The 17469-nt window shown below is 61.8% G+C and carries 17 protein-coding genes; 12 read left to right on the forward strand and 5 right to left on the reverse strand.

Features of this window, described 5'->3' with window-relative positions; genetic code table 11:
• Nucleotides 1-93 precede the first annotated feature (93 nt).
• Nucleotides 94-1008 (forward strand): alpha/beta hydrolase, encoded by a 915-nt coding sequence (locus tag EI969_RS23540; RefSeq protein WP_160389894.1) that lies wholly within the window; start codon nucleotides 94-96, stop codon nucleotides 1006-1008.
• Nucleotides 1005-1334, forward strand: a complete 330-nt coding sequence (locus EI969_RS23545) for a hypothetical protein (protein WP_046041078.1) — start codon at nucleotides 1005-1007, stop codon at nucleotides 1332-1334. The genes EI969_RS23540 and EI969_RS23545 overlap by 4 nt, the downstream gene beginning before the upstream one ends.
• Nucleotides 1335-1400: 66 nt before the next feature.
• On the opposite strand, the gene EI969_RS23550 is transcribed toward EI969_RS23545, so the two are convergent.
• From EI969_RS23550 to EI969_RS23560, 3 genes are all read right to left on the reverse strand, one after another.
• Entirely contained in the window at nucleotides 1401-2198 is a 798-nt protein-coding gene (locus EI969_RS23550; protein WP_160389895.1) for an OmpA family protein, read from the reverse strand.
• A 46-nt stretch (nucleotides 2199-2244) separates the two neighbouring features.
• Nucleotides 2245-2658: a DUF4398 domain-containing protein gene (locus EI969_RS23555; RefSeq protein ID WP_160389896.1), complete on the reverse strand. Its 414-nt coding sequence runs from the start codon at nucleotides 2656-2658 to the stop codon at nucleotides 2245-2247.
• Between the two features lie 240 nt (nucleotides 2659-2898).
• On the reverse strand, nucleotides 2899-3243 hold the full coding sequence (locus tag EI969_RS23560) for a pilin assembly protein (RefSeq protein ID WP_150717894.1): 345 nt from the start codon (nucleotides 3241-3243) through the stop codon (nucleotides 2899-2901).
• A gap of 189 nt (nucleotides 3244-3432) precedes the next feature.
• Here EI969_RS23560 and ppc point away from each other — a divergent pair, with 189 nt between their 5' ends.
• From ppc to EI969_RS23595, 7 genes are all read left to right on the forward strand, one after another.
• Complete coding sequence (gene ppc, locus EI969_RS23565; RefSeq protein WP_160389897.1) at nucleotides 3433-6063, forward strand: phosphoenolpyruvate carboxylase; 2631 nt, start codon at nucleotides 3433-3435, stop codon at nucleotides 6061-6063.
• 288 nt (nucleotides 6064-6351) lie between these two features.
• The gene (gene adk / locus EI969_RS23570; RefSeq protein WP_160389898.1) at nucleotides 6352-6999 is read left to right on the forward strand and encodes an adenylate kinase; all 648 of its coding nucleotides are present in this window, start codon (nucleotides 6352-6354) and stop codon (nucleotides 6997-6999) included.
• Between the two features lie 94 nt (nucleotides 7000-7093).
• The gene (tsaB, locus tag EI969_RS23575) at nucleotides 7094-7768 is read left to right on the forward strand and encodes a tRNA (adenosine(37)-N6)-threonylcarbamoyltransferase complex dimerization subunit type 1 TsaB (RefSeq protein WP_160389899.1); all 675 of its coding nucleotides are present in this window, start codon (nucleotides 7094-7096) and stop codon (nucleotides 7766-7768) included.
• Between the two features lie 234 nt (nucleotides 7769-8002).
• On the forward strand, nucleotides 8003-8308 hold the full coding sequence (locus tag EI969_RS23580; RefSeq protein WP_057716196.1) for a hypothetical protein: 306 nt from the start codon (nucleotides 8003-8005) through the stop codon (nucleotides 8306-8308).
• Nucleotides 8308-9168: a DUF72 domain-containing protein gene (locus EI969_RS23585; protein ID WP_160389900.1), complete on the forward strand. Its 861-nt coding sequence runs from the start codon at nucleotides 8308-8310 to the stop codon at nucleotides 9166-9168. Before EI969_RS23580 ends, EI969_RS23585 begins: the two co-directional genes overlap by 1 nt.
• Before the next feature lie 34 nt (nucleotides 9169-9202).
• A complete protein-coding gene (locus tag EI969_RS23590; protein ID WP_160389901.1) occupies nucleotides 9203-10024 on the forward strand; it encodes an isocitrate lyase/phosphoenolpyruvate mutase family protein in 822 nt (273 codons plus the stop codon).
• Between the two features lie 2 nt (nucleotides 10025-10026).
• Nucleotides 10027-10722 (forward strand): extensin family protein, encoded by a 696-nt coding sequence (locus EI969_RS23595; protein ID WP_160389902.1) that lies wholly within the window; start codon nucleotides 10027-10029, stop codon nucleotides 10720-10722.
• Between the two features lie 3 nt (nucleotides 10723-10725).
• Here EI969_RS23595 and EI969_RS23600 read toward each other — a convergent pair whose 3' ends face one another.
• Complete coding sequence (locus EI969_RS23600; protein WP_160389903.1) at nucleotides 10726-11346, reverse strand: energy transducer TonB; 621 nt, start codon at nucleotides 11344-11346, stop codon at nucleotides 10726-10728.
• Nucleotides 11347-11439: 93 nt separating this feature from the next.
• Here EI969_RS23600 and EI969_RS23605 point away from each other — a divergent pair, with 93 nt between their 5' ends.
• Nucleotides 11440-12222 carry a class I SAM-dependent methyltransferase gene (locus tag EI969_RS23605; protein ID WP_160389904.1) on the forward strand — a complete coding sequence of 261 codons (783 nt, stop codon included), beginning with the start codon at nucleotides 11440-11442 and terminating at the stop codon, nucleotides 12220-12222.
• A gap of 132 nt (nucleotides 12223-12354) precedes the next feature.
• Here EI969_RS23605 and EI969_RS23610 read toward each other — a convergent pair whose 3' ends face one another.
• On the reverse strand, nucleotides 12355-12999 hold the full coding sequence (locus tag EI969_RS23610) for a TetR/AcrR family transcriptional regulator (RefSeq protein ID WP_160389905.1): 645 nt from the start codon (nucleotides 12997-12999) through the stop codon (nucleotides 12355-12357).
• Nucleotides 13000-13092: 93 nt separating this feature from the next.
• Between EI969_RS23610 and EI969_RS23615 the strand changes: the two genes are divergently transcribed.
• Together EI969_RS23615 and EI969_RS23620 are read left to right on the forward strand one after the other, a co-directional pair.
• Nucleotides 13093-14193, forward strand: coding sequence for an efflux RND transporter periplasmic adaptor subunit (locus EI969_RS23615; RefSeq protein ID WP_160389906.1), 1101 nt, complete (start codon nucleotides 13093-13095; stop codon nucleotides 14191-14193).
• A gap of 6 nt (nucleotides 14194-14199) precedes the next feature.
• Nucleotides 14200-17265 (forward strand): efflux RND transporter permease subunit, encoded by a 3066-nt coding sequence (locus EI969_RS23620; RefSeq protein WP_160389907.1) that lies wholly within the window; start codon nucleotides 14200-14202, stop codon nucleotides 17263-17265.
• Nucleotides 17266-17469 lie beyond the last annotated feature (204 nt).

Below are 17469 nucleotides of genomic sequence, written 5' to 3' on the forward strand. Positions count from 1 at the left end.
TAATAGAAGTGTTGAATGTCAGACCGCATTCGCGAGCAGGCTCGCTCCCACATTTGCTCCGTGTTTCAACTCCACACTGCGAGGTTTCAACGGATGAGAATCCTCGGCATCGTCTGCCTTCTCCTGGCCTTGAACGGTTGCAGTTCGCTGCTGTTCTACCCCGAACCCGGCCAGATGTTCACCCCGGACAAGGCCGGGCTCGAATACCGCACCGTCACCCTGATCACTGCCGACGGCCTCAAGCTGAACGCCTGGTGGCTGCCGGCGAAGCAGGGCGTCGAGGTCAAGGGCACGGTGCTGCACCTGCACGGCAACGGCGGCAACCTGCCCATGCACCTCGGCGGCAGCTTTTGGTTGCCGGAAAATGGTTACCAGGTGTTGCTTGTTGATTATCGCGGTTATGGCCTGTCCGAAGGCGAACCCAGCCTGCCGGCAATCTATCAGGACATCGATGCAGCGTTCGCCTGGCTGGACAAGGCGCCAGAGGTTCAAGGCAAGCCGCTGATCCTGCTCGGCCAGAGCCTCGGTGGCTCGATGGCCGTGCATTACCTGGCCCGGCACCCGCAACGACAGAAACAACTCAAGGCCATCGTGCTCGATGGCGTACCCGCCAGTTACCGCAGCGTCGGTCAGTATGCGTTGAGCCATTCATGGGTGTTCTGGACGTTTCAGGTGCCGTTGTCCTGGCTGGTGCCGGATGGCGACAGCGCGATCAACTCCATGGCGCAGCTCAAGGACGTACCGAAACTGCTCTACCACAGCATCGACGATCCGATCGTGCCTCTTTCCAACGGCATCCGACTGTATCAAGCTGCGCCGCCGCCGCGGGTGCTGCAACTGACCCGTGGCGGTCATGTGCAGACGTTCGCCGACCCGGTCTGGCGCACAGTCATGCTGCGCTATCTGGATGACCCGCAGCATTTCAACGGCCTGCGCCGCCTGGGTGAAATCCCCAATTACCCGGCACCCCCGAATTCTGAAGATGAACCACCAGAGAGTCCGCAATGAGTGAAGAACGTAACGCCATCCCGCTGATCATCACCGGTATCTGCAGCATCCTCGGCACCGTCGGTGCCCTGTGGTGGTACGGCTACCTGCACTTCGCCAAACCGGAGGACGCGTTGCTGCTCAACGAATTCACCATGCTCAAGACCGTGCCGGGCGAAGACTACAAGGTCTCCCTGGAACCGGCCGCGCAAGTGGCGCAGTGCATCGATGGCGTGCTGGTGCTGTTCGACATGGAACAGAAAGGCCTGACGGGCGTACTGGTCGACAGCAAGAAAAAAGCCGTGCGTTGCATGGGGCAGGAAACGCCGCAGAAGCTGGAGCAGTAAAGGCAACACAGAACCAATGTGGGAGCCAGCAGGCTGGCTCCCACATTGGTTCTGTGTGATGTCGATTTATTGTGTGTTGGCACTCACCGCCGAACGCGGCATCACCGGCTGATTGTCATTGGAAATGGTCACCTCAACCCGACGGTTCATCGCCCGGCCCGAGGTGCTGGTGTTGTCCGCCACCGGATATTCCTTGCCGTACCCCTGCGCCACGATTCGCGCGGGATCGACGCCCATCTTCACCAGCGCCGTACGCACCGATTGTGCGCGCCGTTCCGACAGCGACTGGTTGTGCGACGCCGTACCGGTGCTGTCGGTATAACCCTCGACAATCACTTTGCGGTCGGGGTTTTCCTGGAGGTACTGCGCCAGTTTGTTGATGTTCATCATGCCGTTGGAGTTCAGCTCGGCCTTGTCCGTGGCGAACAGCACATCGCCAAAGGTCACCAGCGTCCCGCGCTCGGTCTGTTTGGCATTGAGGCTGTTCTGCAGCTGTTTGATCTGCTGGTCTCGAGCCTCCAGACGCGCCTGGGCCCGTTGTGCGGAGGCGTTTTTCAGATTGGCTTCAGCGGTGCGCAGGGCGATGGTTTGCTTGGCCACTTCGACGCGCTGGTTAGTCAGATAGGCGAGCTGGTCGACTTTGGCCGCATCCTCCTTGTCCAGGTAGGCCTTGTCGGCCTTGTCCAGATAGTCGCTGGCTTCCTTGGTTTCCAGGGCTGCGACTTTGCTCGCTTGCGGGTTGGCCTGCAGGCCGGCGTAGTTGCTGCGGGCCTGTTCCAGGCTGGGGTTCGGAGGGGTAGAGCAAGCCGCCAGTGCAACGCTGGCAGCCAGCAGGGCAGGGATCATTAATTGTCGGGAATTCATGATGTCGTCCTTTGAGTCGATTGAAGAAGTACGTCTGGCCGCGCCGTTACTGAACGGTGCGCTGGCTTTCCTGACGCAGTTCCTGAACGCCTTGCTGCGAATCCTTCTGTGTCTGTTCGGCTTTCATCGCCTGGGCCTTGCGTTCGGCCACGCGCGCATCCCACTCGGCCTGCTCGGCGAGCATCCGGGCCTGGTCGTACTTTTTGTCGTGCATGGCGATTTCGGCTTGTTTGAGTTTGTCCTGCGCGGTTTTCATTTCCACGGCGGCGAACTCGGTGCCGCCCGCACTGACGGCGTCGTTGACGGCTGATTGGGTGACCGCGTACTGCTCGGTCGGCGGGTTGCCGGCGCAACCGGCCAGGAGCAGGCTGCTGCCAAGGGCCAGCGCCGCCAGCTTGAGGCCGCGCGATGGGGGAAACGAGAATGTATCGGTTCGGGATTTCATGGTCTTCAACTCCATTGGGCTGACTCCTGAAAAGCTTTTCATTCCATCCTGGGCAGGGCGCTGAAACCATCAATTGCGGGGTGTTTTGAAACGCTCGTCCCAGGTGTGGTTACTTGGGTTGACCCGAGGCTTTTTTTGAAAGTTCAGAGAAATTAGCCGGCTATCGAAAAAACCTTGATCGAGTCGACAGGGCTCTAAAGCGCAAAGTTGTGGGAGCGAGCTTGCTCCCACACTGGAGGGGGGACGGGCAAGGAGTCAGTGTTTCTGTTTGTCCTCAGGCATCGACAAGTCGTGCAGATGCCGACGGGACAACGCCAGAAAACGCGGGGTCGGCCCGACGTCTTCGTACAGCGGATCACCTTCTTCGTCAGTGGCGACCACGGTCGAGCCCTTGACGTACGGGAAGCTTCTTTCCAGTTCCTCCAGGGCGGCGCCGATCAGATCGCCGAGCAGTTCTTCGGGATGCCGTTTGGGGTACATCTCGACGATCGCGGCCAGCCGGGCGGCGGACTCCATATCCAGATGAATCGAGTAGCCGGTATCGGTCAGGCGACCCTTGGCGTTTTCTTCCCAGTGGTGGGCAAGCTCGCGGATTTTCATATTGACCTCATTGCGCTCCCGCTCGTGGCAGGCAAGGTGAGTGTGGCGACAGCCATTGTGCGGCTTATCTTCAGACTAGCTTCAACAGGCAAGGTTTACAGGCCCTTCGTCGTCTTGCTTGTAAGAACCCGTCTGGGGCGGCACTCTCTAGGTTCGTAGCCGCCCGGATTTTTTGCTGGAGACCTGCTGATGACCGATATTGATGCACGCTTGCGCGAGGATGTTCACCTGTTGGGTGAGCTGTTGGGCAATACCATTCGTGAGCAATATGGCGATGATTTTCTCGACAAGATCGAGCAGATCCGCAAGGGCGCCAAGGCTGACCGGCGCGGCTCCATGGACGCCGAACTCAGCGCCAGCCTCAATCAGTTATCCGAAGATGAATTGCTGCCGGTGGCGCGGGCGTTCAACCAGTTTCTCAACCTGGCCAACATCGCTGAGCAATACCAGTTGATTCACCGCCGTGAGGAATCCCGGGAGGCGCCTTTCGAAGCCCGGGTGCTGCCGGAGTTGCTCGCCCGCCTGCGCGCCGAGGGGCATGGCGCCGAGGCGCTGGCCCGGCAACTGGGCCGGCTGGAGATCGAGCTGGTACTGACCGCGCACCCGACCGAAGTGGCACGCCGCACACTGATCCAGAAGTACGACGCCATCGCCGCGCAACTGGCGGCGCAGGACCACCGTGACCTGATCGCTGCCGAACGTGGGCAGATCAAGACCACCTTGCAGCGCCTGATCGCCGAAGCCTGGCACACCGAAGAAATTCGCCGCACGCGTCCGACGCCGGTGGATGAAGCCAAGTGGGGTTTCGCGGTGATCGAGCATTCGCTGTGGCAGGCCATTCCCAATTACCTGCGCAAGGCCGACCAGGCCCTGCACGACGCCACCGGCCTGCGCCTGCCACTGGAGGCGGCACCGATTCGCTTCGCCTCGTGGATGGGCGGCGACCGCGACGGCAACCCGAACGTGACGGCGGCGGTTACCCGAGAAGTTTTACTGTTGGCGCGCTGGATGGCGGCCGATCTGTACCTGCGCGATGTCGATCACCTGGCCGCTGAACTGTCGATGCAGCAGGCAAGCGACGAATTGAAGGCCAGGGCGGGCGAGAGCGCCGAACCTTACCGGGCCGTGCTCAAGCAACTGCGCGAACGCCTGCGGGCGACACGTAACTGGGCACACGCCGCCTTGTCGACGTCGACCCCGGCACCGGTCGATGTGCTGCAGAACAATCGTGAACTGCTCGATCCGCTGGAGCTTTGCTACCGTTCCCTGCACGAGTGCGGCATGGGTGTGATCGCCGACGGGCCGTTGCTCGATTGCCTGCGTCGGGCGGTGACCTTCGGCCTGTTCCTGGTTCGCCTGGATGTGCGCCAGGACTCGTCGCGGCACTCGGCTGCAATGACTGAAATCACCGACTACCTGGGCCTGGGTCGTTACGAAGACTGGAGCGAGGAGGAGCGCATCGCCTTCCTGATGCGTGAATTGAGCAATCGTCGTCCCTTGTTGCCGGCGTACTTCAAGCCATCGGCCGACACCGCCGAAGTGCTGGCGACCTGTCGGGAAATCGCCGCTGCGCCGCAGGCATCCCTCGGTTCCTATGTGATTTCCATGGCCGGCGCGGCTTCCGATGTACTCGCCGTGCAGTTGCTGCTCAAAGAGTCCGGCGTGTTGCGGCCGATGCGCGTGGTGCCGCTGTTCGAAACCCTGGCCGACCTCGATAACGCGGGACCGGTGATCGAGAAACTGCTGCTGTTGCCGGGTTATCGCGCGCGCCTGCAAGGGCCGCAGGAAGTGATGATCGGCTACTCCGACTCGGCCAAGGACGCCGGCACCACCGCGGCGGCCTGGGCGCAGTACCGGGCGCAGGAGCGACTGGTGGACATTTGCCGTGAACAGCAAGTGGAGCTGCTGTTGTTCCACGGTCGCGGTGGCACCGTGGGACGTGGCGGCGGCCCGGCCCACGCGGCGATCCTGTCGCAGCCACCGGGTTCGGTGGCGGGGCGTTTCCGCACCACCGAACAGGGCGAAATGATTCGCTTCAAGTTCGGCCTGCCGGACATCGCCGAGCAGAACCTCAATCTGTACCTGGCTGCCGTGCTGGAGGCGACCTTGTTGCCGCCGCCGCCGCCTACCCCCGAGTGGCGCCATTTGATGGACGAGCTGGCCGCAGACGGTGTCAGCGCCTACCGCGCCGTGGTGCGGGAAAACCCGCAGTTCGTGGAGTATTTCCGCCAGTCGACGCCGGAACAGGAACTGGGGCGTTTGCCGCTGGGCAGTCGTCCGGCCAAGCGTCGGGCCGGGGGGATCGAAAGCCTGCGGGCGATTCCGTGGATCTTCGGCTGGACCCAGACGCGCCTGATGCTGCCCGCCTGGCTGGGTTGGGAAGCCGCCCTGAGCAAGGCACTGGAGCGCGGCGAAGGCGAGCTGCTGGGGCAGATGCGTGAGCAGTGGCCGTTCTTCCGCACCCGCATCGACATGCTGGAAATGGTCCTGGCCAAGGCCGACGCCGACATCGCGCAGTCTTACGACGAGCGTCTGGTCGAGCCGAAACTGCTGCCATTGGGTGCGCACTTACGCGACCTATTGTCGCAGGCGTGCACCATCGTTCTCGGCCTGACCGGTCAGTCGCAGCTGCTGGCACATAGCCCTGCGACCCTTGAGTTCATCCGCTTGCGCAACACCTACCTCGACCCGCTTCATCTATTGCAGGCCGAGTTGCTGGCCCGTTCACGAGTGCAGGACGTGGCGCAGGGCAGCCCGGTAGAACAGGCCTTGCTGGTGTCTGTGGCGGGGATTGCCGCCGGTTTGCGTAACACCGGCTAAGGTTTTTGCCGCGGGCTCAGGCATCCGGCAAGTGAGCCGGATGCCGCCGCAGGACGGCTTGAAAAGTGCTGTCATGCGACAGTTAATGATGGGGTTGCGACTTGGGAAACTGCGCGCAACGGTCGCAAGAAGCAGCGGTTTCTCCGACTTTCGGCGTCTTGTGTGGGCGCAGCCTGCTGTGTATCTTGATCAGCCTTTGGCCGTTTGGGCGGTCACGACCCTATTTTTGAGATTGGCCCCACGAGGCGAATCTGACGTTATCCATATAAAAAATTGAGGAGCACATCGATGCGCGTCATTCTGCTGGGAGCTCCCGGGGCCGGTAAAGGTACTCAGGCTAAGTTCATCACCGAAAAATTCGGCATTCCGCAAATCTCCACCGGCGACATGCTGCGTGCAGCGGTCAAGGCCGGCACCGAGTTGGGCATCAAGGCCAAGAGCATCATGGATGCCGGCGGCCTGGTATCCGATGACCTGATCATCGCACTGGTCAAGGACCGCATCGCCCAGTCCGACTGCGCCAACGGTTTCCTGTTCGACGGCTTCCCGCGCACCATTCCCCAGGCTGAAGCCCTGGTGACTGCCGGCGTCGAGCTGGACGCGGTCGTTGAAATCGCCGTCGAAGACGAAGAGATCGTCCAGCGTATCGCCGGTCGCCGTGTTCACGAGGCCAGCGGCCGCGTGTACCACATCGTCTACAACCCGCCGAAAGTGGCTGGCGTAGACGACGTCACCGGTGAAGAGCTGGTACAGCGCAAGGACGACACCGAAGAAACCGTGCGTCATCGCCTGTCGGTCTACCACTCCCAGACCAAGCCGCTGGTGGACTTCTACCAGAAGCTGTCGGCTGCCAACGGCAAGCCGAAGTACAGCCATATCGAAGGCGTCGGTTCGGTTGAAGCGATCACCGCCAAGGTGCTTGCAGCCCTGAGCTGAAATGTCTGACCTGCTGCATCATCCACGGCCCGCTTGCGGGCCGTAGTTGTTTATACTGACGCACTTTTTTCCGATCACTCTTGTGGATACATCGATGAGCACCTTGCTGGCCCTGGACACCGCGACTGAAGCTTGCTCCGTTGCCTTGCTGCATGACGGCAAGGTCACGAGCCATTACGAGGTGATCCCGCGCCTGCATGCGCAGAAGCTGTTGCCGATGATCCAGCAATTGCTGGCCGATGCCGGCACCACCCTGCAAGCGATCGATGCCATCGCGTTTGGCCGTGGCCCGGGTGCCTTCACCGGCGTGCGCATCGCCATCGGCGTGGTGCAAGGCCTGGCGTTTGCCCTGGATCGCCCGGTGCTGCCGGTGTCGAACCTGGCGGTGCTGGCGCAACGTGCATTGCGTGAACACGGCGCCACGCAGGTCGCCGCGGCCATCGATGCGCGCATGGATGAAGTGTATTGGGGTTGCTACCGCGAAACGGCCGGGGAGATGCGTCTGGTCGGCGCCGAAGCGGTACTGCCGCCGGAGTCCGCCGCACTGCCGGTCGATGCCGACGGCGAGTGGTTCGGCGCGGGCACCGGTTGGGGTTATGGCGAACGTATCGCCGTCAGCCTGAGCGGGCAGGACGCGGGCATGTTGCCCCATGCCCAAGACCTGCTGACCCTGGCGCGGTTTGCCTGGGAGCGCGGCGAGGCGATCGTGGCGGACGAGGCGCAGCCGGTTTACCTGCGCGATAAAGTGGCGACGCCTAAAGCTCGATAGTATTCAGGCCCGAGTTGGTCCAATCGCGGGCAAGCCACGCTCCCACAGGATTTGCGCTGAACCTTGTGGGAGCGGGCTTGCCCGCGATGGCGATCTATCGGGCGCAGCCGATCATCAGTTTCTAACCCCAGCTTTTAAACCTTTTGCCTTTTATGTGTTCTAGTTATCACTCGGCGGTTTGCGAAGTGGGTTTTGCGCCACTAAACTGCCATCACTGATTCCGAGCATGCACCTATGCGTATAGACGGCGTTTCCTCTCAGTCCTACCCCATCAAGCGCAAACCTCGCAAAGGCCGCGTGGTAGAAGACGACGCCATCGATATCGAAGGCGAACTGGAATTCCCGACTGAAGAGCAACTGGCTGCCCGTGCCGCCAAAGCCTCTGCGCAAAAACTGAGCAATCTTCCCGCCCGCCAGCAAGACATGATTTACCACCGTGCCATGAGCAAAAGCGTGGCGACAGCCCTGGCCAGCTACCTGAGCACCGCCGGTTTTGTTGATTGGGAAGCGGATGTGCTGGGCCTCGACCTGTACATCTGATGGCGCTGCCGTATTACCTCGGTTGCCCCTCCTGGAGCGAAAACGCCTGGCGCGACTACCTGTATCCGCCGCACGCCAAAACCGCCGATTTTCTTGATCTCTATTGCCAGGTATTCAACGCCGTAGAAGGCAACACGACCTTCTACGCGACCCCGGCTGCCAGCACCGTGCAGCGCTGGGCTGAAACCATGCCCGCGCACTTTCGCTTCACCGCCAAGTTTCCCCGCGAGATCAGCCACGGTGGCGATCTGCGCGAGCAGCTGACCGCCGCCGAGACCTTCCTGCAGTTACTCAACCCTCTCGGTGAACGGGTGTCGCCGCTGTGGTTGCAGCTGTCGAAAAGCTTCACGCCCCAACGCTTGCCCGAACTGGCGGGCTTTATCGATGCCTTGCAGCGGCCGCTGGCCGTGGAAGTGCGCCATGACGATTTTTTCGCCAAGGGCGACAGCGAGCGCATGCTCAACCGTCTGCTGCTGGATCGCGGTGTCGAGCGCATCTGTCTCGACCCCCGAGCGCTGTTCAGTTGCACATCGACCGAACCTTCGGTGCTCCACGCCCAATCGAAGAAACCCCGCGTCCCGCCGCGCCCGGCGGCCTTCACGCAGTTCCCGCAGGTGCGTTTTATCGGCCATCCGACGCTTGAGGCCAACGATCCGTTCCTGGAGCCGTGGGTTGAAAAAATCGCGGCATGGATCGAAGAGGGCCGCACCCCCTATATCTTCCTGCACACGGCCGACAATCTGCTGGCGGCGAAGCTGGCGCAGCGTTTTCACGCCCGGCTGATGCTGCGTTTGCCTGGCTTGCCGGCGCTGCCTGAGCTATACAGAGAACCCGTCGCCGAGCAACTTGGCCTGCTCTGAGGCGGATTTCTTCCCCTCTTCAGGAGCCTGCCAAATGGATGCGCAAACCCTTCGAGCCCAGGCGTTCAAAGCCCTTCACGAACGCCCGGGGGCTTTTGTGATTCCCAACCCGTGGGACGCCGGTTCGGCGAAAATGCTGGCCAGCCTCGGCTTCGAGGCGCTGGCGACCACCAGTGCCGGTTATGCCTTTTCCCAGGGCCGCGCCGATGGCGGCTTGACCCTCGACGATACCCTGCTGAACGTTCAGGCGATTGTCGCCGCCACCGACCTGCCGGTTGCCGTCGACCTGGAAAACGGCTTTGCCGACAACCCGGCCGATTGCGCCAAAAGTATTTTGCGCGCAGCAGAGGCCGGCGCCGTGGGTGGTTCGATCGAAGATACCACCGGCCGTGAAGACGGCCCGATCTACTGCTTCGAACACGCCGTCGCGCGGATCGAGGCTGCTGTGGCTGCCGCTCGCAGCTTGCCGTTCCCCTTCACCTTGACCGCCCGGGCGGAAAACTTCCTGCACGGCAATCCCGATCTGGCCGACACCATCCGCCGCTTGCAGGCATTCGCCGAGGCCGGTGCCGATGTGCTCTATGCGCCGGGCCTGCGCAGTGCCGAGGAGGTGCTGGCGGTGGTGCGCGCCGTGGCGCCGAAGCCGGTGAATGTGTTGATGTCGGGCGGCCTGAAGCTGACGGTCGCGGAGTTGGCTGAAATGGGCGTCAAGCGCATCAGCGTCGGTTCGGCGCTGGCACTGGCGGCGTATGGCGAGTTCATGCGTGCTGCTGAAGAAATCCAGACGTCGGGCACGTTCGGCTTCACGTCCCGGTCGATGCCGTACCAGAAGGCCAATCAATTCTTCAAGGGCTGAACATGAGCGGCGGGCGCTGGTTCCTGCTGGTGCTGCTGATCATCGGTGGCGCGGTGGCCAGCCTGTGGCGCGGCTGGTTGCAAGTGCCGGCGCAGTGGAACCCCTGGACGCCGCTCGACGTCAAGGCCACGCCGAACCTGCTGACTCGCTACAAGTTGATGCGTCTGCGCGACGATCCGCAGTTGTGCGAGCAGGCCTTGAGCAGCTCCGGTTTACGCGTGGCCCCTCAGGCCGACAGCCCTGACGCCAAATGCCCGCTGGTCAATGCCCTGCGGGTGCAGAGTGGTGATGTGGCGCTGAGCAGCAGTTTCCTCTCCAGTTGCCGGTTGGCGGTGTCGTTTGCGCTGTTCGAACATCACGCCCTGCAACCCGCTGCGCAGGCGATCTACGGGCAAGCGGTCACGCGGGTCGAGCACCTCGGCAGCTTCGCCTGTCGCAATGTCTACAGCCGCGAGAATGGCCGGCTCAGTCAGCATGCGTCAGCCAATGCGCTGGATATCGCCGGTTTTCGGCTGGCCGATGGTCGAACCGTCAGCGTGCTCAAGGATTGGTCCGGGAATGATCGGGACGCACGGTTTCTACGGCAGGTTCGCGATGGCGCCTGCGGTCTGTTCAGTGTGGTCTTGAGCCCGGATTACAACGCCGCCCATCGCAATCACTTTCATCTGGATGTCGGGCCGTGGTGGCTTTGTCGCTGAGGTTTATGCGGCGATGCGCAGGTTCTGCAGGATGATCGGGCGCGCCCAGCCATTGTCGAAATCGAGTTGTTTCTGCTGCTCCGCCCGTTCTTCCGCGGAGAACGGCGGGAACGGCTTGTCGAGCAGATCGAGTTCGAATTCGGCGATGGGCAGGTGCAGCGGACGCGGTTGCGCGGCAGGGCCAGCGTTCGGCAGCGGCTGACCGGCGTTGAGCACGATCGGGCGTACCCAGCCGCTTTCGAAGTCCTGTTGTTTTTGCTGGGCGACGATTTCATCCGCCGGGAACGGTGGGAATGGCTTGTCGGCCAGGTCCGTTTCGAATTCGGCAATCGGCAGGAACAGTGGCTCGGGCGGGCGGACCACGTTGTCCTGCACATCGCATTCGCGCTGGGACACGATGTGCGCCAGCAGGTCGCTGCCAACGGTAGGCTCAACCGGGCTTTCGAGGTCGACCGGTGGGAAATTCAACGATTGCGGCAGCACTTCACCCGACTGTTCGGCCAGCGCTCGGGCAAAGAAATCCTGCCAGATGTGGCTGACGCCGCTCAGTGCCTGGGTGTTTCGCAGGTTGTAGTCGCCGTAGGGCGAGATAAAACCTGTGATTGTGGGTTGAATGTCTGACATTTCTCTCGGTCGACGCTCAGCTCTGGCAAAATGCTCGATAGTTTTGTTATCGGCAGTTTTTGCCGATCATTAATTTTTTGAGCGTGTTTTCCGATGATTGATCAACCTGCGGCCTGCCGCATCCATGTCCAGGCCCTGGACGAGGCTTTCGAGCCACAAGCCGAGCAATGGGCCGAGCGCCTGGGCTTGCCGATGCAAGTGGTGGACGGCGAGTTTGCCTTGCAGGTAGGCGACCAGGGTTTGCAGCTGCAACAGCTGGGGCCGGATGCGCCGGGACCGGTGCGGGTGGACTTCGTCGAGGGCGGTGCGGCTCATCGCCGGTTGTACGGTGGCGGCAGCGGGCAGATGATCGCCAAGGCTGTCGGCGTCGCCCAGGGCGTGCGCCCGCGGGTGCTGGATGCCACGGCGGGGCTGGGCAAGGATGCGTTCGTGCTGGCCAGCCTCGGTTGCGAGATGAGCCTGATCGAGCGTCAGCCGCTGATCGGCGCCTTGCTGGAAGATGGCCTGGCCCGAGGTGCGGAAGATTTTGACGTGGCGCCGATCGTGGCGCGCATGCGCTTGCTCAAGGGCAACTCGATCGAGGTGATGCGCAACTGGGAGGGCGAGCCCCCGCAGGTGATCTACCTTGACCCGATGTTCCCGCACCGCGAGAAAACCGCGCTGGTGAAGAAGGAAATGCGCCTGTTCCGGCCGCTGGTGGGCGATGACCCGGATGCGCCGGCATTGCTCGAAGCCGCATTGGCGCTGGCCAGCCACCGGGTGGTGGTCAAGCGTCCGCGCAAGGCGCCGTGCATTGAAGGGCCGAAGCCGAGTCATGCGCTGGATGGCAAGTCCAGTCGGTATGACATTTATCCGAAGAAAGCTTTGAAGCCTTAAGACCGAGTCGCCTTCATCGCGGGCAAGCCACGCTCCCACAGGTTTTGTGCCGGGCCCAAGACTTGGGATCACCTCGGACCCTGTGGGAGCGGGCTTGCCCGCGAAGGCGTCAGATCAGCCAGCCAATATCTGTCAGGCCTGCTCCGGCCGATACGCCCGCATAAACAACCCCACCACTTCGCGCACATGACTCTCGGCGGCCTCGTCGTCCAATGGCTCGCCACAGCCGAAGAGCAGCCGGAAATTCGCTGCGCCCTTGAGCAGGCAGAAGAAGTGTTCTGCTGCATTGTGCGGTTTGTCGATGCTCAATGCGCCGCTTTCGTTGACCTTGCTCAACAAGCGTTCCATACCGTGCAGCATGCGCTGAGGCCCGGCCTCGAAGAAAATCAGTGAGAGTTTCGGGTCCTGACTGCCCAAGGCCATGATCAAGCGGTGCAGGTTCACTGATTCATCACTGTTGATCAGGTGATGAAAACCGCGTGCGATGTTCAGCAGTACGGTTTCCACGGCCACGCCTTCCGGCAGTTCGAAGAACAGCGTCGGCAACTGCTCCTCGCACTTGGCCATCACCGCAGCGGAGAACAGCGTCTCCTTGTCGTTGAAGTGGCTATAGACCGTCAGCTTTGACACACCGGCTTCGGTTGCAACGGCATCCATGCTGGTATTGGCATAACCCTTACTCAGAAACAGCGTTTTCGCCGCATCGAGAATCGCCTGGCGCTTGACCAGATCCTTGGGTCTGCCTGGGCCATTGGGTGCTGAAAGATTGTTTGGCATATTCGTTTTTATTACTGGACTGGTGAGTTTGCTATTAATAACATACTGCTCAGTATAATTATTCCAAGCACCATTAGCGAAAGGTCCTTCACCATGTTCCGCTATGCCTTGCCCCTCGCGTTGCCAGTCACCCTGGCTTTTTTATTGTCTGCGTGTGGTTCCGAGGAGGTGCCGCAGGTCAGCGTGCGCCCGGCCATGGTGGTCCAGCCAGAGCCTTCGGCACAGGCCATGGAAAGTTATCCCGGTGAAGTGCGCGCGCGTTACGAGCCGGATCTGGCGTTCCGCATCAGCGGTAAGGTCAGCCGACGACTGGTCGAGGAAGGGCAGCGGGTCAAGGCCGATCAACCCTTGGCCGAGCTCGATCCGCAGGACGTGCGCCTGCAGCTGGAGGCCACACGCGCTCAGGTCGCTGCCGCCGAAGCCAATCTGAGCATGGTGCGCGCCGAGCGGGATCGCTATAAAACCCTGATGGAGCGTCAGCTCGTCAGCCGTTCGCAGTACGACAATCACGAAAACCTCTACCGCTCCGGTGAAGCGCGCCTCAAGCAGATCAAAGCCGAATTCAACGTCTCCAATAACCAGGCCAGTTATGCCGTGCTGCGTGCGCCGCAGGACGGCGTCGTGGCCAAGCGCCTGGTGGAAGTCGGGCAAGTCGTGGCTGCCGGGCAAACGGTGTTCACCCTGGCAACCGATGGCGAGCGTGAAGTGTTGATCAGCCTGCCGGAGCAGAACTTCGGCCGCTTCAAGGTAGGTGAACCGGTGTTTGTGGAGCTCTGGACTCAGCCCGGCCAGCGTTTCGAAGGGCGCATCCGTGAGCTGTCGCCGTCCGCCGACCCCAAGTCGCGTACCTTCGCGGCGCGCATCGCCTTCACATCCGGCAAGGTTGCGGTGGAGCTGGGCCAGAGCGCCCGAGTGTTCGTGCAGGCCGCCGACGTGGTGCCACTGTCCGTTCCGCTGTCTGCGCTGACGGCGGAAAACGGCGTGACCTATGTCTGGGTCGTCAGCGCCAACAACACCTTGAAGAAAACCCCGGTGCGCGTGGGTGCCTTCGGCGAGAAAAGCGTACCGGTGCTCGAAGGGCTCAACGCCAGTGACTGGGTGGTTGCCGCCGGTGTCCATGTGCTTCTCGAAGGGCAGCAGGTGCGCCCGGTGGATCGCTCCAATCGCGTGGTCAATCTGGCGGACAAGGAGTAAGCCCCGATGCGCTTCAACGTTTCCGAATGGGCGCTGCGTAATCGCCAGATCGTGCTGTTCCTGATGCTGTTGCTGGCCATTGTCGGCGCACTTTCCTACACCAAGCTCGGCCAGAGCGAAGACCCGCCGTTCACCTTCAAGGCCATGGTGATTCGCACCAACTGGCCGGGCGCGACTGCCGAGGAAGTTTCGCGCCAGGTCACCGAGCGCATCGAAAAGAAACTCATGGAAACCGGCGAGTACGAGCGCATCATGTCGTTCTCCCGCCCCGGCGAATCCCAGGTGACCTTCATTGCCCGCGACTCCATGCACTCGGTGGAGATCCCGGAGCTGTGGTATCAGGTGCGCAAGAAGATCAGCGACATCCGTCATACCCTGCCACCGGGAATTCAGGGGCCGTTCTTCAACGATGAATTCGGCACCACCTTCGGCAATATCTACGCCCTGACCGGTGAGGGTTTCGACTACGCGGTGCTCAAGGACTACGCCGACCGCATCCAGATCCAGCTGCAGCGGGTCAAGGATGTGGGCAAGGTCGAACTGCTGGGATTGCAGGACGAGAAAATCTGGATCGAGCTCTCCAACGTCAAGCTTGCCACCCTCGGTTTGCCGTTGGCGGCCGTCCAGCAAGCCCTTGAAGAGCAGAACGCGGTGTCCACGGCAGGTTTCTTCGAAACCAGCAGCGAGCGATTGCAGCTACGGGTGACGGGGAATTTTCAGACGGTCGACGAGATCAAGAACTTCCCGATTCGCGTCGGTGACCGCACTTTCCGCATCTCCGATGTGGCCGATGTGCGCCGTGGTTTCAATGATCCACCGGCGCCGCGCATGCGCTTCATGGCGCAAGACGCCATCGGCCTGGCGGTGGCGATGAAGGACGGCGGTGACATTCTGGTGCTGGGCAAGGCGCTGGAAATCGAATTCGCCCGCATCCAGAAAAACCTCCCCGCCGGCATGGAGTTGCGCAAAGTCTCCGACCAACCGGCGGCGGTGAAAACCGGTGTCGGCGAGTTCGTGCAAGTGCTGGTCGAGGCGCTGGCCATCGTGTTGCTGGTGAGCTTCTTCTCCCTTGGCGTACGTACCGGCATGGTGGTGGCCCTGGCGATTCCGCTGGTGCTGGCGATGACGTTCGCCTGCATGTATTACCTCGGCATCGGCCTGCACAAGATCTCCCTCGGCGCGCTGGTTCTGGCGCTGGGCTTGCTGGTGGACGACGCGATCATCGCCGTGGAAATGATGGCGATCAAAATGGAACAGGGTTTCGACCGGGTCAAAGCCGCGAGTTACGCCTGGACCAGCACCGCGTTCCCGATGCTCACCGGTACGCTGATCACCGCGGCCGGTTTCCTGCCGATCGTCACGGCGCAATCGGGCACGGGTGAATACACCCGTTCGATCTTCGAGGTGGTCACCATCGCGCTGCTGGCGTCGTGGGTGGTCGCGGTGGTGTTCGTGCCGTACCTCGGGGAAAAACTCCTGCCGGACCTGGCGAAGATTCACGCGGCCAAGCACGGTGCCGGCCAGCCCGATCCGTATGGCACGCCGTTTTACCAGCGCGTGCGAAATCTGGTGGAGTGGTGCGTGCGCTGGCGCAAAACCGTGATCGCCGCGACCGTGGTGTTGTTCATCGCGTCCATCGTGCTGTTCAAGTTTGTCCCGCAGCAATTCTTCCCGGCATCGGGTCGCCTGGAATTGATGGTCGACCTGAAACTGGCCGAAGGCGCTTCGCTGAGCAACACCGCCGACGAGGTCAAGCGCCTCGAAGCGCTGCTCAAGGACAAGGCCGGGATCGACAATTACGTGGCCTATGTCGGCACCGGTTCGCCGCGTTTCTACCTGCCGCTGGATCAGCAACTGCCGGCGGCGAGCTTCGCCCAGTTCGTCGTCCTGGCGAAAACCATCGAGGAACGCGAAGCCCTGCGCACCTGGTTGATCGCAACCCTCAACGAGCAGTTCCCGGCGCTGCGCTCGCGGGTCACGCGACTGGAAAACGGTCCGCCGGTTGGCTACCCGGTGCAGTTCCGCGTCACCGGGGAGCACATCGAGGAAGTGCGGGCGCTGGCGCGCAAGGTCGCGGCCAAGGTTCGCGAGAACCCGCATGTGGTCAACGTCCACCTGGACTGGGAAGAGCCGAGCAAGGTGGTGTACCTGAACATCGATCAGGACCGCGCGCGGGCGCTGGGCGTGAGCACGGCGAACCTGTCGAAGTTCCTGCAAAGTTCGCTGACCGGTTCCAGCGTCAGCCAGTACCGCGAAGACAACGAGTTGATCGAGATCCTGTTGCGCGGCACCGTGCATGAGCGCACCGAGTTGTCATTGCTGCCAAGCCTGGCGGTGCCGACCGATAACGGTCGCAGCGTAGCGCTGTCGCAGATCGCGACCCTGGAGTACGGCTTTGAAGAGGGCATCATCTGGCACCGCAATCGCCTGCCCAACGTGACGGTGCGTGCCGACATCTATGACAAGCAGCAACCGGCGACGCTGGTGCAGCAGATCATGCCGACCCTCGATCCGATCCGCGCTGAATTGCCCGATGGCTACTTGCTGGATGTCGGCGGCACGGTGGAAGATTCGGCGCGTGGGCAGAACTCGGTGAAGGCCGGGGTGCCGTTGTTCATCGTGGTGGTGCTGACCTTGCTGATGCTGCAGCTGCGCAGTTTTTCGCGGACGGCGATGGTGTTTCTGACGGCGCCGCTGGGGTTGATCGGGGTGACGCTGTTTCTGTTGGTGTTCCGTCAGCCGTTCGGGTTTGTCGCGATGCTGGGGACTATCGCGTTGTCCGGGATGATCATGCGTAACTCGGTGATTCTGGTGGATCAGATCGAGCAGGATATTGCCGCCGGGTTGAAGCCTTGGCAGGCGATCATCGAGGCTACGGTTCGGCGGTTTCGGCCGATTGTGCTGACGGCTCTCGCTGCTGTATTGGCGATGATTCCGTTGTCGCGTAGCGTGTTTTTCGGGCCGATGGCGGTGGCGATCATGGGGGGGTTGATTGTTGCGACTGCGTTGACGCTGCTGTTTTTGCCTGCGCTTTATGCGGCTTGGTTTCGGGTCAGGAAGGAGACCGTTTGACTGGGTGTATATCCATTTCTTGGGTAACGGCGGCTTATGGTTTCGCCCTTACGGCGAGTCCCTTTTGTCAAACGACACAAAAGGAACCAAAAGGTCTCGCCCCTTGCGTACGGCCCCTCGCTTAGGCTCGGGGTTCCTTCGCTCCGGCATTCATCCGGGGGCATCGCCCTCCGGTTGGCTTCGCTGGCACCTACATGCGATGAG

The organism is Pseudomonas sp. PB101, assembly GCF_009764265.1.
Lineage (GTDB): Bacteria > Pseudomonadota > Gammaproteobacteria > Pseudomonadales > Pseudomonadaceae > Aquipseudomonas.